The 16,578-nt window shown below is 60.5% G+C and carries 15 protein-coding genes; 5 read left to right on the forward strand and 10 right to left on the reverse strand.

The annotated features are described in order from the left end of the window. The first annotated feature begins 81 nt into the window (after nt 1-81). From ACKF11_RS05420 to ACKF11_RS05430, 3 genes are all read left to right on the forward strand, one after another. Nucleotides 82-588, forward strand: a complete 507-nt coding sequence (locus ACKF11_RS05420; protein ID WP_407996254.1) for a ProQ/FinO family protein — start codon at nt 82-84, stop codon at nt 586-588. A 62-nt stretch (nt 589-650) separates the two neighbouring features. Next, nucleotides 651-1,082, forward strand: coding sequence for an NUDIX hydrolase (locus ACKF11_RS05425; RefSeq protein WP_407996255.1), 432 nt, complete (start codon nt 651-653; stop codon nt 1,080-1,082). Between the two features lie 19 nt (nt 1,083-1,101). Beyond that, nucleotides 1,102-1,698, forward strand: coding sequence for a nucleotidyltransferase family protein (locus tag ACKF11_RS05430; protein ID WP_407996256.1), 597 nt, complete (start codon nt 1,102-1,104; stop codon nt 1,696-1,698). Nucleotides 1,699-1,871: 173 nt separating this feature from the next. On the opposite strand, the gene ACKF11_RS05435 is transcribed toward ACKF11_RS05430, so the two are convergent. From ACKF11_RS05435 to ACKF11_RS05445, 3 genes are read right to left on the reverse strand one after another with little or no spacing between them, the layout of a single operon-like run. Beyond that, the gene (locus ACKF11_RS05435) at nt 1,872-2,876 is read right to left on the reverse strand and encodes an XdhC family protein (RefSeq protein ID WP_407996257.1); all 1,005 of its coding nucleotides are present in this window, start codon (nt 2,874-2,876) and stop codon (nt 1,872-1,874) included. A 4-nt stretch (nt 2,877-2,880) separates the two neighbouring features. Continuing rightward, nucleotides 2,881-5,181 carry a xanthine dehydrogenase family protein molybdopterin-binding subunit gene (locus tag ACKF11_RS05440; protein WP_407996258.1) on the reverse strand — a complete coding sequence of 767 codons (2,301 nt, stop codon included), beginning with the start codon at nt 5,179-5,181 and terminating at the stop codon, nt 2,881-2,883. After that, nucleotides 5,178-5,639, reverse strand: coding sequence for a (2Fe-2S)-binding protein (locus ACKF11_RS05445; RefSeq protein WP_407996259.1), 462 nt, complete (start codon nt 5,637-5,639; stop codon nt 5,178-5,180). The genes ACKF11_RS05440 and ACKF11_RS05445 overlap by 4 nt, the downstream gene beginning before the upstream one ends. 177 nt (nt 5,640-5,816) lie before the next feature. Between ACKF11_RS05445 and ACKF11_RS05450 the strand changes: the two genes are divergently transcribed. Further along, a complete protein-coding gene (locus ACKF11_RS05450; protein ID WP_407996260.1) occupies nt 5,817-6,731 on the forward strand; it encodes a LysR family transcriptional regulator in 915 nt (304 codons plus the stop codon). A gap of 21 nt (nt 6,732-6,752) precedes the next feature. Here the strand turns inward: ACKF11_RS05450 and ACKF11_RS05455 are convergent, their stop codons facing one another. From ACKF11_RS05455 to ACKF11_RS05485, 7 genes are all read right to left on the reverse strand, one after another. Beyond that, nucleotides 6,753-7,988 carry an MFS transporter gene (locus tag ACKF11_RS05455; RefSeq protein WP_407996261.1) on the reverse strand — a complete coding sequence of 412 codons (1,236 nt, stop codon included), beginning with the start codon at nt 7,986-7,988 and terminating at the stop codon, nt 6,753-6,755. A gap of 67 nt (nt 7,989-8,055) precedes the next feature. Further along, nucleotides 8,056-8,418: a VanZ family protein gene (locus tag ACKF11_RS05460; protein ID WP_407993393.1), complete on the reverse strand. Its 363-nt coding sequence runs from the start codon at nt 8,416-8,418 to the stop codon at nt 8,056-8,058. 128 nt (nt 8,419-8,546) lie between these two features. Further along, nucleotides 8,547-8,975, reverse strand: a complete 429-nt coding sequence (locus ACKF11_RS05465; RefSeq protein ID WP_407993394.1) for a GNAT family N-acetyltransferase — start codon at nt 8,973-8,975, stop codon at nt 8,547-8,549. Then, the gene (locus ACKF11_RS05470) at nt 8,975-10,774 is read right to left on the reverse strand and encodes a GGDEF domain-containing protein (RefSeq protein ID WP_407996262.1); all 1,800 of its coding nucleotides are present in this window, start codon (nt 10,772-10,774) and stop codon (nt 8,975-8,977) included. The genes ACKF11_RS05465 and ACKF11_RS05470 overlap by 1 nt, the downstream gene beginning before the upstream one ends. A 289-nt stretch (nt 10,775-11,063) precedes the next feature. Beyond that, a complete protein-coding gene (locus ACKF11_RS05475) occupies nt 11,064-11,345 on the reverse strand; it encodes a DUF5666 domain-containing protein (RefSeq protein WP_407993396.1) in 282 nt (93 codons plus the stop codon). Between the two features lie 83 nt (nt 11,346-11,428). Next, entirely contained in the window at nt 11,429-15,115 is a 3,687-nt protein-coding gene (locus ACKF11_RS05480; protein ID WP_407996263.1) for an EAL domain-containing protein, read from the reverse strand. 256 nt (nt 15,116-15,371) lie between these two features. Beyond that, nucleotides 15,372-16,121 carry a 2OG-Fe dioxygenase family protein gene (locus ACKF11_RS05485; protein ID WP_407996264.1) on the reverse strand — a complete coding sequence of 250 codons (750 nt, stop codon included), beginning with the start codon at nt 16,119-16,121 and terminating at the stop codon, nt 15,372-15,374. A 149-nt stretch (nt 16,122-16,270) separates the two neighbouring features. On the opposite strand from ACKF11_RS05485, the gene ACKF11_RS05490 reads away from it, so the two are divergent. Continuing rightward, complete coding sequence (locus ACKF11_RS05490; protein WP_309565877.1) at nt 16,271-16,576, forward strand: ArsR/SmtB family transcription factor; 306 nt, start codon at nt 16,271-16,273, stop codon at nt 16,574-16,576. The last annotated feature ends 2 nt before the right edge of the window (nt 16,577-16,578 follow it).

The following is a 16,578-nucleotide window of genomic DNA, read 5'->3' on the forward strand; positions in this document are numbered from 1 at the left end:
TGCAACGCTGGGGAATGCAATAACCTTCTGGCTACTCAGCTTTCAGTAGTAGAATCCCGTTTTTGTTTCCAAAACACCATCATGGGCTTCGAACAACTCGCAGAACTGAAAAAACAACTGGCAGCCAAGGCCAAGACGGAACGTCCGGCCAAGCCCCAGGCAAAGCCAAGGACCGCCGCGCCGCGCAAGCCGGAGAAGGAGAACCCGGTCGACCCCGTGGTGCTCAGCATAGGCAGGCTGCAAAGGCACTTTCCCAAGACATTCCCCAAGAACCCGGCGCCCAAGCTGCCGCTCAAGATCGGCATCCACCAGGAACTGTTGGCGAAAGCCAAGGAAATCGGCCTGGAAGAAGCCGCAATCACGGATGCGGTGAAGACCTGGTGCCGCGGCACGCGCTATTGGGCCAGCATCGTCGAGGGGGCGCCTCGCGTCGACCTCGAAGGCAACCAGGCAGGAGAGGTCACGGCACGCGATGCCGCACAGGCACGCTCCCTGGAAGCGCGACGCAAACAGCCGCGCAAGCCCAAGCCGGAAGCAGCGCCAGCCGCCACTCCTCCCGAAGAGAATCCCGCAGAACCGGCCGCCTGACGCATCCTAGTGAGACCCGCCGACCTGCATGACGTCCCTGCCAATCCATCCCCGTCGCGTTGATGCCTTACCCGGTTCCCGCCGCCATCGCCGTCGTCGCCCATGACCGTGAGGTATTGCTGGTAAGGCGCGCCAACCCGCCTGATGCGGGCTATTGGGGATTTCCGGGCGGCAAGATCAACATCGGCGAGGGCATCGAGCAGGCCGCCACCCGCGAGCTCCTCGAGGAAACCGGCATCGAGGGCAAGGCGATCAGTGTCCTGACGGCGCTGGATGCATTCTCCGGCGATGCTCAGCCTTCTAGCCTGCAGCATTTCATCTTGATCGCGGTGCTATGCCGGTGGATTTCAGGCACGCCGGTTCCCGCCGACGATGCCCTGGAGACAGGGTGGTTCTCGCTCGACGCGCTCCAGGACGCTAAGCTGCTGTTGAGCAAGGATGTGGCCGAGGTCGCCCGCCTGGGCATATCGCATATGGCTACCGACGGATGTTAGGGCTGATACTGGGCAGGACATGAACGTTACCGGCATCCTGCTCGCGGCCGGCCACTCCCGTCGCTTCACCCATGGCAACAAGCTGCTTTACCCGTTACAGCCGGGACAGCCGACCGCAATCGTTTCCGCGCAACACTTCCTCGCGGCCTTGCCCGAGAGCCTGGCCGTGGTCAGGCCTGAGACTCCCGAGCTTGCCGCCTTGCTTGCAGGCATCGGCTTGGAAATCCTCGTCTGCCAGCCCGAGCAACAGGAAATGGCCGACAGCCTGGCTGCCGCCGTGCGGCATGTCCTTTTACGGCCTGCGCCTCCGGATGCCGTCGTGGTAGCGCTGGCGGATATGCCGTTCATCCGCCCGGAGACTATTGCCGCCGTTGCCGGACAGCTCGCGGCAGGCGCCCATATTGCGGCGCCTGCGTACCAAGGGGTACGCGGACACCCAGTAGGCTTCGGCAGGCGTTTTTTTGCAGAGCTGGCGGGCTTGACCGGCGACGAGGGCGCACGCTCGGTGCTGCGCCGCCATGCAGACGAGATACGGCTACTGGAATGCGAGGACCCGGGCATCCTACAGGACTTCGACACCTGGGAGGAACTGCAGCGCTTATTGCCGCAACCCTGACCGGACAAGCCTGCAGGAAGAAAGTAAAAGCAATGTAGCGGCTTGGTTTAGGATGTCCCAGAGCGGCTGACAACTCAGCGAAGCGGTCCTGGCAAGGCGTTCCGCTTCAGGTAGTACAAGAAGCAGTATGGCAGGGCAACGACGCCAGGAAAGTTTTGTTCGCCTCTCCGCTCTTAACTGGCGCAAGCGCTGCCTGCCGACAGCGCATTTGCAATCGACTGGCTGGTGATCGCCGCTGCACGCTGCTGCGAGCGGATCTGGATGATCTCGGCCAGGATCGCGACCGCGATTTCCGCAGGGGTGCGGCTGCCGATCGGCAAGCCTACCGGGCCGTGCAAGCGGCCGATTTCCTCCTCGTTGAGGTCGAACATGCGCATGCGCTCGCGGCGCTTATCCTGGTTGAGCCTGGAGCCGAGCGCGCCGACGTAGAAGGCTTCCGAGCGCAATGCCTCCAGCAAGGCCATGTCGTCAAGCTTGGGGTCGTGCGTCACCGCCACGATCGCGGTATAGGCGTCAGGCGCAATCTCCAGCACCACGTCATCGGGCATGCCTTCGCACCATTGCACGCCATCGACCTGCCATTGCGCGCGGATTTCCTCGCGCGGGTCGCACAACAGCACATTGAATTCCAGCGCCTGCGCCATGCTCGCGAGCATGGCGCCCAGCTGGTTGGCGCCGATGACGAGCAAGCGCCATTGCGGCCCGAAATAATGGTGGAACCAGCCATCCTCCAGGCAAGCCACTGCACCCGGCATGGCCTCGCCAAGCATAACTTCATTGGTGCCGAGCCGGACGGAGCGACGCAGCAATCTGCGTTGCCGCAGGCTGTCCAAGACCGGCAGCAAAACACCGGTGTCCGTCACCTGCTCGACGAAAATCTGCAGGCGGCCGCCGCAAGGGATGCCATACCGCTGCGCCTCGTCGCGGCTGACGCCGTATTCGAGCAAGCCGTTCACCTCCGGCAGGCGGCCGTGGCGCGCCCGGTCGATCAGCTCGTCCTCGATGCAGCCGCCGGAAACGGAGCCCAGCAACTGTCCGTCGTCACGCAATGCCAGCATGGCGCCCGGCAGGCGCGGCGACGAGCCCCAGGTGCGCACCACGGTGCACAGATGCACGCGATGGCCCGCCTGCAACCAGGCGATGGCGTGCTCCAGCAGTTCCTGCTCAGGGGCATGCATGAGCTTATGCCTTCAACTGGTCGCGGATCGGCAACGTGCGGATGCGCTTGCCCGTCGCGGCAAAAATGGCGTTGCAGATCGCAGGGGCGATCGTCGGCGTCACAGGCTCGCCGATGCCGCCCAGCGGCACATCCAGCTTGTGCTCGACCAGATGCACGCGAATCTCGCGCGGCGCCTCTTCTATGCGCATCACCTGGTACTCATGGAAATTGCTCTGCTGGGCAACGCCGTTCTTGAAGCTGATCTCTCCCGTGAGCGTCAGGCTGGCGCCCATGATGCACGCTCCCTCCGCCTGCGAGCGGATACGGTCCGGGTTGACCTGCGGACCGCAATCCACGGCGATGTCCACGCGCGGAATGCTGATCTCGCCGTCATCGCCCACCACGACCTCGACCACGGCGGCAACATAGGTGACGAAGCTGTAGCAGAACGCCAAGCCCAGGCCGTGACCCTTGGGCAGCTTGCGTTCCCAGCCGGCTTTCTGCGTGGCCAGTTCCACCACGTGGCGCATGCGCCCGGTATCCAGCGGGTAGCGCTCGGGCGACTCGCCGTAGTTCCAGCTATCAGAGATGCTGTCCGGGGCGACCTTGCGCGCGGGGCCGAGCAGGTCCAATAGGTAATCGCGGTGGTCGCGCTTGGCCTTGTGCGCCAGCTCGGCCACGAAGGACTGGGTGGCAAAGGCGTGCGGAATATTGGACACCGAGCGGAACCAGCCGATACGGGTGTGCGCGGGCACTTCAGGACTCTCGACCCGCATGTTGGGAATGTTGAACGGCAGGTTCACCGCCCCCATGCCGAGCTCGAACGGCGCGCCGCCCTTGGCGTTCTCGACGAAGGTCGAGGCGATGGTGGGCGCCGTCGTGCGGTGCAGCCATGCTGTCGGCACGCCCTTGGCATCCAGTGCGGCCTCGATGCGCTCGAGCGAGACCGTATGGAAATAGTCGTGGTGCAGGTCGTCCTCGCGCGTCCAGGTGACCTTAACCGGCTTGCCGTCCATCGCCTGGGAAAGCAGGGCGGCTTCCACCACAAAATCCGGCTTGGATTTGCGGCCGAAACCGCCACCGAGCAGGGTGACATTGACACGAACATTCTCAGGCTTGAAACCCAGGTGACCTGCCACGGCATTCACAGTCGCCTGCGGGTCCTGCACACAGGCCCAGGCCTCGCACTTGCCATTGGTGATGCGAACCGTCGCGGCTGGCGGCTCCATAGTGCTGTGGGCAATATGCGGTTGGTAATACTCCGCTGCAAATGTCTGCTTGGCCTTGGCCAGCACATCCACGGCATCGCCGTTGTTACGCACCGCCTTGGCTGGCTTGCGCGCAGCCTCTTCTAGCGTCTTGCGGAAAGCCACTGAGTCATAACTGGCATTAGCACCGTGATCCCATTCTATCTTCAGTGCTTCGCGTCCCTTGATAGCTGCCCAGGTATTGCTCGCTAACACGGCAACACCACCCAGCGGATGAAACAGTGGCGGCAAATTGCTGCTTTTCAGCTCGACAACCTTGACCACGCCCGGTACCTTGAGCGCAGCACTGGCATCAAACGCCTTAACCTTGCCGCCGAATACCGGCGGCCGCGCCACCACGGCATACAGCATGCCTTCCAGCTTGGTATCGATGCCGTAATGCGTGGTGCCGGTGACGATTTTCTGGCCATCGATATTGCGCGTGTTCTGTTTGCCGATGTAGCGGAACTCCGAAGCCGGCTTGAGCTTTAATTGCGCTTTCGCAGGCACGGGAATCTTGGCCGCTGCCGTCGCCAGCTCGCCGTAACCCAGCGTCTTGCCGCTAGGCTTGTGGATGACCTGATGCTGCCTTGCCTGCACTTCGCTGACAGGCACGCCCCAAGTGGCGGCAGCGGCGGCTTCCAGCATCATGCGGGCCGTTGCGCCGATGCGGCGCATAGGCTCGAAGTGGTGGCGCATGCTGCGCGAGCCGTCGGTGTTCTGATTGCCATACCGCGCCTCGTTGCCCTCGGCCTGCACCACGTTGACCCGCGCCCAGTCCGCCTCCAACTCGTCAGCCACCACCAAGGGCAGGCTGGTACGCACGCCCTGGCCCATTTCCGAGCGGTGCGCGACGATGTTGACGATGCCGTCCGTACCGATGGAGACGAATACCAGCACGTCTTCCTTGAGGCCGCCCGGCATGGCGTCGCCGCCGTATTTCTTGGGCTCTTCCACTGCGGCTCGCACCAGGCCGTTGAGGCCGATCGTGAGGGCGAGGCCGGTCGCCAGGCCCATGCCCTTGAGCAGTCGCCGGCGGCTGAGGTCCGGTAGGTCCAATACCAGTTCCTGGCTCATTTCGCACCCTCCTTGGCGGCAAGCTTGATCGCCGCGCGGATGCGGGGATAAGTGCCGCAGCGGCAGATATTGCCGCTCATGGCTTCGTCGATATCCTCGTCCGTGGGATTGGGCGTGGAGCGCAGCAACGCGGTCGCCGACATGATCTGCCCAGCCTGGCAATAGCCGCACTGGGCGACGCCCAGTTCCAGCCAGGCCGCCTGCACCGCCTTGCCGACCTTGTCCTCGCCCACGGCCTCGACCGTCGTGATTTTCTTGCCCACCGCGGCCGAGACCGGGGTGACGCAAGCCCTGACGGGCTCGCTGTCCAGATGCACGGTGCATGCCCCGCACAACGCCATGCCGCAGCCGAACTTGGTCCCGGTCAACTGTGCGATATCGCGGATCGCCCACAGCAAAGGCATATCGTTCGGCACATCGAGCTGCTGGCTTTTGCCGTTGATGTCCAGCGTTACCATGTGAATTCCTTTCTTTTTTTGCAACCGGCAAACGCTATATACGATTAAATATACCGTTTGCTATCAATGGGATATGCCGAGTATGCGCAAATTCCCCTATTCTATAAATGGAAATATGCTTATTTTAGAATTCCATTTTATGGAATAATTAGGGCTGGACTTTCAACCGGAACCGTTATGCTCAACCGCCTGGAAATGATGCGTATCTTCTGTGCCACCGCCGAGGCCTCCAGCTTCAAGGAGGCCGCCGCCCGGCTCAGCATCTCGCCGCAGGCGGTAACCCGCGCGGTCAAGGAGCTGGAATCGCTGCTGGGAGAACCTCTGTTCTACCGCAATACGCGGCAGATACGCATCACCGAGTTTGGCGAGCAGTTGGCCCTGCGCGGGCGCGACGCCATCAGCGGCGTGGATGATTTGTTCATGACCAGCGGCAAGCGGCAGGAGCGGGATATAGGCGGCGTGGTGCGCATCACCGCCCCGGTCGTGATCGGCAGGCGTTTCCTGCAACCCATACTAGGACGTATTGCAAGGGAGCATCCGCATATCACCATCGACTTGCGCCTCTCCGACATGCACAGCGACGTGGTCGAACAGCAGATTGATATCGGGGTGCGGGTGGGATTGCTGCGCGACAGCAGTTTTGTCGCCCGCTCGCTCGCCAAGGTATCGTTCCTCGTCGTCGCCACGCCGGAGCTGGCGGCACGCGCAGGCACGCCGCAGCAACTGGAGGATTTGCATCACGTCCCCACCATCGCCCTCGTCGACAAGAGCAGCGGGAAGAACTGGCCCTGGTTCTTCGCCGACGGGCAGCAGATCAACCCCCGGCAGGCCAGCTTCATCACCGACGATTCCGATAGCGAGGTGTCGCTTGCCCTGGACGGCGTCGGCTTCGCCCAGATCGGCGCCCCGCTGGTGATACCGCAGCTCGAAAGCGGAGAACTGGTGAGCGTGCTTGACGAGTTCGTGGCGCCGGCCTGGGACTTGAATGTCTACCGTCCGCGCCGCGGCCCGGTGCCGGAGCGTATCCGCCTGGTGTATGACGAAATTGTCCAGGCATTGAGCGACCCGGCGCATTTCCCTACTCAGCGTTAGGCGGCTGCGGTCTTAAATAGGTCAATGCAAGTCGCGCATATTGAGGCGGCGCAGCTTGGGCGCAAAACGCGCTACTGCGCCCACTACCGCAATTGTCATCGCCCCGCCGAAAATGACGGAAGGGATCAAGCCCATCAGCCTGGCCGCCATTCCCGATTCGAATGCGCCCAGCTCATTGGAGGAGCCGATGAATATGCCGTTGATCGCGGAGACACGGCCGCGCATTTCATCCGGGGTGACCAGTTGCATGATGGTCGTCCGCACCACGACCGACACGCCATCGCAAATACCGGAAATCAGCAGCAGAAACCATGCAAGCCAGAAATTCCTGCTCAAGGCGAAGGCAATGATGCTGAGCCCGAACCCTGCCACTGCTACCAGCAATATCCGCCCGGCACGGCGATTGACCGGGTGGTGAGTCAGCCAGATGCCCGTGGCTATCGCGCCGACTGCGGGGGCGGCACGCAAGATGCCCAGGCCTTCAGGCCCGTGCTGGAACACGTCATGGATAAACATCGGCAGCATGGCGACTGCGCCGCCAAACAACACGGCAAACATGTCCAGCGCCTGCGCACCCAGCATAACCTGGTTGCTGAATACAAAGCGCAAGCCCTGGGCGATGCTGGCAAAGATTGGCGCATCCGCCTCGACAACCGGCGTCTTCACCTGCAGGCTCAGCATGGCGGCGACGGCGACCCCTGCGAACACTGCGGAACAGGCGTAAGCCGTGCTGATTCCCGCGAGGGCGATCACCCCGCCCCCGATCGCCGGCCCCAGCACCAGCCCGGTCTGCAGTACCGAGCTGCCGATGCTGGCCGCCCGGGCGAATTGCTGGCGCGGCAATACCAGTGCAAACAGGGCGCTATAGGACGGGCCGATGAAAGCGCGCGCAAAACCGACGCAGGCAATCGAAAGATAAATGAATTGCGACGATTCGCTGGGATGCCACAACCACCCGGCCGCGATCCCCGCCAGCACGAGGGCGTTGATCACCAGCACGATGCACGCCATCACGCCGAACATGCGGCGCGAATAATGGTCGACGGCATAACCGGCGAACAGGGCAGTACAGAAATAGGGGACCACCTCGGCCAAACCGATCAGGCCCAGCGACAGGGGGTCGCGCGTGATCTGGTAGACATGCCAGCCCACCACCACCGCCATGATCTGGTAGGAAAACGTGATGCTGACGCGGAAGGCCAGCAATTTCAGGAACGCAATATTGCGTAGCGGATAAGGTGAAACGTCAGGGGTCATGTCGGTATTGTAAAGAATGCGCCGCCCTCATGACACTATGGCACAGATTAAGACTATTTCCCCAAGGTCACGAATATTGGCCCAGCCAGCGCCGCACCAAGGCAAGCACCGGTAATGCGGCCAAGCCTCCCAGTGCATCTGCCAGCAAGTCGTCCAGGCCGGCTTGCCGCCCCTCAATATACAACTGGTGCAGCTCATCGGCAGCGCCCAGGGCCACGACGATGATCCAGACGGCAGCCAGCGGCAGCCGTAAAAACGCCAGGCCCGCGAGCACCCCGATAGTGCCGAAGACGAAGAAATGCACGACTTTATCCCAAGGCGACGGGAACAACGATCCTGCCCCGGGCGCTTCCCCTCCGATAAAAATGCCGGCAACCAACAGGATGAGCATGCCCAGTGCCAGGTACTTCAGGCGTTCAGGTGTAATCAATTGCTTTGTATTCAGGCCAGTAAAAATGATATGCGGCGAACCGCGGTGACAGCGCCACGCCTCATGGCAGCGGATGCGTCATGCTAGCACGGCAGGGCTCCAGCAGCCATCATTAACCCATGCACGGGTCATGCCAGCAGCTTATACATGCAGCGATGAGGGATGCCCACCTGCTGGAATACAGGGCCATCGACACGGTATCCTAACGACTGGTAAAAGCCGATCGCGGTTTCGCGCGCATCCAATACGACTTGGTCGAATCCGGCCTGCCGCAGCCACAGCTCTGCGGCATCCACCAGCAGCCTGCCCAATCCTCGCCCCTGCATGGCGGGGGCTACGACCATTTGCCGCAGCTTCGCCAATGGCTGCTGCCCGGCCTTGATCACCAGGCAAGCCAGCAATGCGTGTTGTTCGACGATACCAAAATGTTTTTGCTGATCCTCTCCGGCCATGTCCGAGGCGCTCAGCGTCAGGCCGAGCGGGATGCGCAACACTTGCTCCCGCAAATGCAGGCTCTGCCGGTAGAGGTCGGAACCATAGGCAATCTCGGTGAACATCACTTGGCGATATCGGCCGCGCCGGCCACCAGGTTGCGGCCCGCCTGCTTGGCGCGATAGAGGGCCCTGTCCGCCCGCGGCAGCAACGACTGAGCCGGTTCGTCCTGCTCGCGCTCCGCGACGCCGGCGCTGAAGGTGATCAAGACGCGCTCATTGTCGTGCATGAAGAAATTGCGCGTGAGGTCGCGCTGCGCGCGCTTCATGATCTCCACGGCCTCGGCCTCTCCCGTGCCCGGCAGGATGATGATGAACTCCTCGCCGCCATAACGCGCCAGCACATCGGTGCTGCGCAAGGATTCCTTGATCACCTTGGACAGATGCACCAAGGCCTTGTCGCCCGTCGCATGGCCGAGCTTGTCGTTGAGGCGCTTGAAATGGTCGATATCCATCATCGCCAGGCTCAAGCGCGTGGCATGGCGGTTCGCCCGGTCGAACTCGCGCTCCAGCGCCTGCTCCATGCCGCGCCGGTTCAACGTACCCGTGAGGAAATCCTCATGCGCGACTTCATTCACATGCTCCAGCTTGGCAGTCAGCTCCTGCACCAGGCGTTCGGACTCCACCACGCGCTGCTGGGTTTCTGTCAGTATCTCCCGCGATTGGCGGATATTGAAGCTGATGCTGCGCGTATCTTCCAGCATGCGGTCGATCAGCGCATTCAGCTCGACAATATCTTCAGCCTCGGTGATTTTCTGCTTGTAGCCGTCGATTTTCTCCTGGTATTCATTGGTGCTGTCCACCAGGTCCGCCAGGCGGCCGACAAAGACCTCCGCCATTTTCTTCATGGAATCCCTGGCGTCCAGCAAGCGGGGCTTGAGCTGCCCCTGCTTGAAAATCAGCTCCTTGAGGCTGCTTTCCGCGTCGTACAGCATATCCAGCGACAACGGCTTTTGCAGCAGTTCTTGCACGATCATGGCCTGCCCGTGCAGCCATTGATCTTCCATCACCAGCTCGTTCATGCTGGTGACCACCAGGCGCAGCAATTGCAGCAGGCCTTCATGGGTGCGCTGCTGGGTATCCCCGTGCATTTCCAATGTGAACAGGACAGCTTTCAGGCTTTCCGCCTGCTTCAGCACATCGTTTTCCGCATAGGCGAGGCGGATATCCTCGAGCAAGGCTTCCGCCTTCTTCGCCATTTCAGGCCAGGCCGCCAATTGGGGGATCACGATCAGGTTGATCGTGCGCATCAGCATATTGCGCCAATGGTCGGCGATCCTCGCATAATAGGTGCGTGCCGGTTCCTGCTCATTGCCGGCCTGCATTGGGGATGATTCCTGTACTGCCGCCCCCTCCTGCTGGGCGCCGTCCACCAAGTCCTCGCTGATGCCTGCCCCCCATGAGCTCGCCAGTGCGTGGATTTTCTGCGGCAATGCAGGATCTTGCTCGAAATTGTTCAGCAAGCGCTGCAAGCCCTCGCGCTTGCGGCTGAGAGTGATGCCCCTGTGGCTGCTTTCCAGCTGCTTGAGCAAATGGCGCAATGCCGCGGGCCAGGTGACATCGTCCTTTGCCGCCGCCTGCGGCAGCAGGTTGCCCAACTGCTCCTTGAAGCGCGGCCAGTTGCGGGCATCCACCGACTGCTTGATCGCCTGCGCCGCAGCCAGGTATTTCGGGCTCTGCACGCCTGCGACGAGCAGCACCTCATCCAAGGCATTGGCAAGCTCGGCAGCGCTATCCATGGATTTCACCCCGGCAATTTCATCATAGACGATACGGAAATTGTCCGGCGTGGGCGGTATCTTGCGCGAGGAAAGTTGTATCAGTGTTTGACGCGCAATCTCAATGGCAGAAGCGGATTCTTGCATGATTGCTCAATCTTCAGACAAATAGTGAAGTTGGCCGAGACGGCCGTCAGGCTGCCCCATGCAACCCTGGCGATTAGCATAGCGCTAATCCGGAGGATTCAATATATGGATCAAGCAGATTTTTACCCCGGCATTCTGCGGATGCAGCGTCATGGCAGGCAATGTCCCTGGCAGAGTAAAACAGGCCAGGTCCGGGCAGTCATCAAGCGCATTGCTGGGACTCGATGCAAGAAGGCAAATCCCGCGGCTTGATGACTGGCGCCTCAAGCAACCTCATGGCAAGGTTGCGTTACTTGGCACACTTTTCCTTCTTCTTGGTTTCGATTTCCTCCACCAGCCCGTCCTCGATTTCAACCTCTACACAGGCGCCGACGACCAGCGGGCCATGCTTTTCCTCAAGCTCGGTCTTCTTGGTCACTTCCAGCTTGCGCCCGGATACCACCCAGGTGCCTTCCGCTGTTTGCGGACGGCTTTCAAGCACGCCGTAGAACTCTTCTTCCGCCGCCTGCACGCTCAATGCCGATCCGGCAAGCACAAGCATAGCAACACCCGAACATAGTATTTTTTTCATGGCACTTCTCCTCGTGTGAATACAGAAGATATGTGAAAAATTGCACACATCCAGAGGAATAGTTCCCAAAAACCGGCCTGATGTCAATTTCTAGCCAGGCCAAACTCGCGCTCAAGCTGTTCGACCGGTTGCGGCTTGCCGAAAAGATAGCCTTGATACGCCAGGCAGCCATGCTCCGCCAGGAACAGCTGCTGCTCGCGGCTTTCCACGCCTTCCGCCACCACTTCAATCCCCAAGCCCTGACCCAGGGCGATGATGGTTTGCACGATGGAGGCGTCATTGCTGTCGACCAGCACGTCCCGTACGAACGAGCGGTCGATCTTGAGCTGGGACAACGGCAAGCGCTTCAAGTAGGCCAATGATGAATATCCCGTACCAAAATCGTCCATGGAAAAGCTCACTCCCATGGCCTTGAGGGTATTCATCTTGACGATCATGTCCTCGATATTTTCCACCAGGGTGCTTTCCGTGAGCTCCAGCTTGAGGAGTTGCGGATTGGCTCCCGTCTCCTTGAGGATCTCAAATATGTGGTCAATAAAATCATGCTGGTGCAGTTGGCGTGCGCTCACATTGACAGACAAGCCCAAGTTTGCAGTTTCCGGACGCTCTGCCCAAGCCACCAGCTGCAGGCATGCGGTCTTGAGAACCCACTCGCCAATCGGCAGGATCAGGCCTGTTTCCTCGGCGAGCTCGATGAATGCTGCCGGGGAGAGCAAGCCTTGTTGCGGGTGCTCCCAGCGTATCAACGCCTCTGCGCCCTGCAATTGGCCGTGGCTGTCCACCTGTGGCTGGTAGTACAGGCGCATTTCTTCCCGCCGCAAGGCCTGGCGCAAGTCTTCTTCCATGGCGGCACGCTTGGTGATCAATGCCTGCATCGCCGGGTCGAAGAAACGGAAGGTATTGCGCCCGGCGGCTTTTGCCTCGTACATGGCCAAGTCGGCCCGTTTCAACAATTCATCCACAGTGACCTGTTGCTCAATGCAGAACAAGGCGACCCCGATACTGCAGGACGAATAATGCTCATATCCCGACAACCCGAACGGCTGGCTCAACGCCAGGAGAATCTTGTCGGCGACCAGGCTGGCCTCCTGCGCCGCGTCGCCGCTTTGCTCGCTCAAGTTCTCCAACACCACCACGAACTCGTCCCCGCCCAGGCGCGCCACGGTATCGGTAATGCGCACGCTGCCGAGCAGGCGTTGCGCCACCTGCTCCAACAGCATGTCGCCGAAATCGTGGCCATGGGTGTCGTTGAGCGTCTTGAAATTGTCCAGGTCCAGGAACAGCAGGGCACCGGAGCGCTTGAGCCGCATGCTGTTGAGCAGTGCCTGCTCGAGCCGGTCCAGCAACAGCAGCCGGTTCGGCAGGTTGGTCAGCATATCGTAGAACGCCAGATGCTGGATCCTGCTCTCTGCCGCCTTGCGCTCGGTAATGTCGCGCTCGACCGCGACCCAGTGCGTGAACACCCCGGCGTTGTTCGCTATCGGCAGGATATCCATTTCCAGCCAGATCTCATCGCCGTTCTTCCTGTAATTGATCAGCTCGGTGCGCACGGATTCGCCCTGCTTGAGCAGGGCCTTCACCCTGCGCATTTCATCCATCTGCGTGCCTGGCCCGTCGAGCAGGCCGGGGTCCTTGCCCAGCACCTCCTCGGCCGTATAGCCGGTCAGCCGCTCGAACGCCTTGTTGACGAAAATGAGGCGCGGGCTTTGTATGCCCTCTGGATCGGCCTCGGCGATCAGCACGATGTCGTTGAGCCGGGCAATGCTGGTTTCCAGCAGTTTGAGCTGCTCCTCGGAGTGATGGCGCTCGATCGCGATGCCGACGATATGCGAGCATGCGCTCACCAATTCCATTTCACGCTGTTCGGGCACGCGCACCTCGCGGCCATACACGGCGAATGTGCCCAGCACCTGCTGGCTGCTCGACAAGATCGGCATCGACCAGCACGCCCTCAGCCCGTAGCGCTTGGCCAGGTCGCGGTAATCCGTCCACAACGGGTCCTGCTGAACGTCCGCCACCACCACCGTGCGGCGCTCGTACGCCGCCGTACCGCAAGAGCCGACCGAAGGACCGATCTGCAAGCCCTTGAGCTTGTCCAGATAACGTTTCGGCAAGCGCAGCGCAATGCTTCTGCCGAACGTATCCGGCTTGTCCAGCAACATGATCGAGCACAGCACGTCCGGATATTGCTCCTCCAGCAACGCCACTGTCGCCACCAACACGTCGTCGAGGACGGCGCCGGCGGCAATGCGCTCCAAGAGGTGCCGCTGCTCGACCTGCAGGCTTTCCTGGCGCTTTTGCTGCTCGATGTTTTCCACCACCTTGATCAGGTTGCGCGGACTGCCGTCCGGGTTCTTGACCAGGGTCGCACTGATGCGCACCCAGACAGAACGGCCGGACTTCGTCCTGTAGCGCTTTTCCACTACCGAATGGTCGATCTCGCCCTCCAACAGGCGCTGCCGGTTTTTCCATGCCTCCAGGTCATTCTGCCCATAATCCAGGTCATGGCAGTGCAGGCTCTTCAAGTCATTCTCGGAATAGCCGACGATGTCGCAGAAAGCCGGGTTCACCAGCAGAAACCGTCCCTCGATGGAAATCATGGCGATCCCAGCGGAGGCGCTGTGGAAAGTCAACCTGACTTGCTCCTGGCTGGATTCCAGTTCCATCTCGACCAGCTTCCGCTGATGGATTTCCGCATGCAATGCCTCCGTGCGCTCCCGCACCTTTCTGCGGATTTGCAGGTTCCAGAGCAATACCAGGCCCGCAGCCAGACTCACCAGCAACGCGCCGCCCGCGAACCACTTGACCAGATGCGTGGTGTCTTCCTCCTCTTTCAAGAGGAATCCATTAAGTGAATAACCGGGCTCGATCAGACCGAGATCGACAAACATGCGGGCAATGAATTCCCAGCGCGCACGCGTCATACGCCCCAGCTCAACCACATCCGGCAGAATGAAGCGCTCCATCTCCCTGGCTTCGTACATCAGCTGTTTCAAGCTGGGGGCCGGTTTCCTGGCGGAGGGCATGTGCACGATCAGCTGAGCGATTTCATGCGGATTGGCCAGCGCATATTTCCAGCCCTTCAGGCTCGCGCGCAGAAAGGCCTCCACCCGGTCCGGATGCGCGTTGCGCTCGGACTCGGTGGTGAACAGGGTGTCGCCGTAGAAATCGACGCCGAAATCCATCGCCATCAGCATCGAGGTTTCGACGCCTAGCTCCGCCATGCGCAAGGGCTCGACGGTGGCATAGGCGGAGATGGCGTCCACCTTGTCCTCCAGCAAATCCTCCAGCCTGCCGCTGTGTGGCAGGATGGTGACTTCCTGCATGTCAATGCCATGCTTGCGCAGCAATGCCCGGTGCTGGGCGTCGCGCCATTCGGTATTCGCCAGCATGATGCGTTTGCCCACCAGGTCCGCAGGGCTGCGGATATGGCTGGACTTCTTGCTCAGCAGTACGTGGGGAGGATGCTGGAAGATCGAGGCGAGTGCCACGATCGGCTTACCGTGCAGGCGGGCGATGGCGATTTCGGCATCCCCGATGCCGTATTGCGCCGTGCCGGAGACAACGCGCTCGATGGAAGAGTGCGCCATGTCCGCTTCCACGATCTCGACATCGAGGCCTTCCTCACGGTAAAAGCCTTTTGCCTGGGCCGCGTAATAGCCGGCGAACTGAAACTGGTGATACCACTTGAGTTGCAGCCTGACCTTTTCCAAAGGCTCGGCAAAGCCTTGCCCGCTCACCAGCAGGAGGCTCAATAACAAGAAACGCATCACAATATGATGAATTGAACAGTCCATATTCCTTCACTTTCGCCGACAGAGCAAACTGCTGCCGCTCAGCGAAATACTCTCAATACTGCACCCACCAGGTTCAACAGGAACACGAACACATCCCTTTCAGGACTTAGGGCCGCCAACGAAACTCAGCGAAGCGTTCCTGGCCAGGCACTCTGCAACGGGGAATACAAAACAGCGCAGTACAAAATAGCATGGCAAGGCAGGACGACAACGACAGATAAGAGCGCTGTTAGCTGCTCTTATCAGTAAACGTCACCACCAGGACGTCGCGGTATGCCGCCATGGCGGGGTCGATCTGCTCGACAGGCGTCACGCCATGCATACATCGCCGGTCGTCCACCAGCGCCCAGTCCAGCGGGTTGGTGAGGGTGAAGCTGTCCAGCACGACTTTATCCAGGTTGTGCAGGGTCGTGGTGCCGCTGGAAATATTGACGCGCTTGACCATCATGACCAGCACATAGTCCACGCCGTCGCGATGAACGCCTTCGGGCGCAGGCTGGCCATGCTCCTGCTGATTGGCCTCTATGCGGAATTGGTGCGCTTCGATATGCCAGCGCGCCTGCGGGCGCAGGCGGCTGAATAAGTCGCGGCTGAGCTGCAAGATGCCCTGCATTGTCTGCCCATGGATCAGGCTGGAGGGTATGGGTTCGTAGATGCGCGCAATCCCGCCATTGAGCGAGTTGTACTCCCGGCTCTGGTAATGCGGCTGGTGCGGCTCCAGCACGATAGGGCCTGCGGCTTCGGCGCTCAGCGTGGCAAAGCGGCGGCGGCGGTAGCGCCCGCCATCCGCCATGTATTCATCCAGGGGCATCCCGTCCCAGCTGGCGTCGAATGCTTGCCAGTCTGATAACGCGTCAGGATTGGAAGCCAGCAGCCATGCTTTTATTTGTTGCCCCGGGACAAAGCTGAATCCATCGCCCGTGATCTTTTCACAAAGGCTTACCGTATCATTTACCTGCATCAAAAGCTTTTCACTCACTTAACACCGCCAGGGGTTGGTTCTCATTATTCTCAAGCATCCACAGGCATCAACATGTCCTGCGAACTACACCAGCATATTAGCGAATCGCGAACGATCTTTGAAAAAAACTTATTGACAATCATCACTACATAACTAATTATTTAGTTATGAAAACGCCCGTCAATATCCCAACCGAATGGCAGGACATTTCCGATCTATTCGTCGCGCTTGGCGATGCGCACCGCCAGCGCATCCTGCTTTCGTTCGAACCCGGCGAGCGCTTGAGCATCAGCCAGATCGTCAGCGCCTCGGACCTGAGCCGGACCGCCATCACCCATCATCTTAAGGTGCTGCAGCAAGGAGGAGCATTGAAGAGTGAAAAAGTAGGTAAAGAGGTGCTTTTTTCCATAGACAAAGACTACATGCAGACCGCCCTGCAAAGCGTGCTGCATTACATCCAACAAGAAATCTAACG

It is taken from the genome of Methylobacillus draconifructus, from assembly GCF_045984385.1.
Lineage (GTDB): Bacteria > Pseudomonadota > Gammaproteobacteria > Burkholderiales > Methylophilaceae > Methylobacillus > Methylobacillus flagellatus_A.

Bases quoted from the DNA above. Each gene is read 5' to 3' on its own strand.
- ACKF11_RS05490 (WP_309565877.1), top strand. From the start codon at position 16,271: ATGAAAACGCCCGTCAATATCCCAACCGAATGGCAGGACATTTCCGAT.
- ACKF11_RS05430 (WP_407996256.1), top strand. From the start codon at position 1,102: ATGAACGTTACCGGCATCCTGCTCGCGGCCGGCCACTCCCGTCGCTTC.
- ACKF11_RS05425 (WP_407996255.1), top strand. From the start codon at position 651: ATGCCTTACCCGGTTCCCGCCGCCATCGCCGTCGTCGCCCATGACCGT.
- ACKF11_RS05450 (WP_407996260.1), top strand. From the start codon at position 5,817: ATGCTCAACCGCCTGGAAATGATGCGTATCTTCTGTGCCACCGCCGAG.
- ACKF11_RS05455 (WP_407996261.1), bottom strand. From the start codon at position 7,988: ATGACCCCTGACGTTTCACCTTATCCGCTACGCAATATTGCGTTCCTG.
- ACKF11_RS05445 (WP_407996259.1), bottom strand. From the start codon at position 5,639: ATGGTAACGCTGGACATCAACGGCAAAAGCCAGCAGCTCGATGTGCCG.
- ACKF11_RS05475 (WP_407993396.1), bottom strand. From the start codon at position 11,345: ATGAAAAAAATACTATGTTCGGGTGTTGCTATGCTTGTGCTTGCCGGA.
- ACKF11_RS05470 (WP_407996262.1), bottom strand. From the start codon at position 10,774: ATGCAAGAATCCGCTTCTGCCATTGAGATTGCGCGTCAAACACTGATA.
- ACKF11_RS05435 (WP_407996257.1), bottom strand. From the start codon at position 2,876: ATGCATGCCCCTGAGCAGGAACTGCTGGAGCACGCCATCGCCTGGTTG.
- ACKF11_RS05440 (WP_407996258.1), bottom strand. From the start codon at position 5,181: ATGAGCCAGGAACTGGTATTGGACCTACCGGACCTCAGCCGCCGGCGA.
- ACKF11_RS05465 (WP_407993394.1), bottom strand. From the start codon at position 8,975: ATGTTCACCGAGATTGCCTATGGTTCCGACCTCTACCGGCAGAGCCTG.
- ACKF11_RS05480 (WP_407996263.1), bottom strand. From the start codon at position 15,115: ATGCGTTTCTTGTTATTGAGCCTCCTGCTGGTGAGCGGGCAAGGCTTT.
- ACKF11_RS05420 (WP_407996254.1), top strand. From the start codon at position 82: ATGGGCTTCGAACAACTCGCAGAACTGAAAAAACAACTGGCAGCCAAG.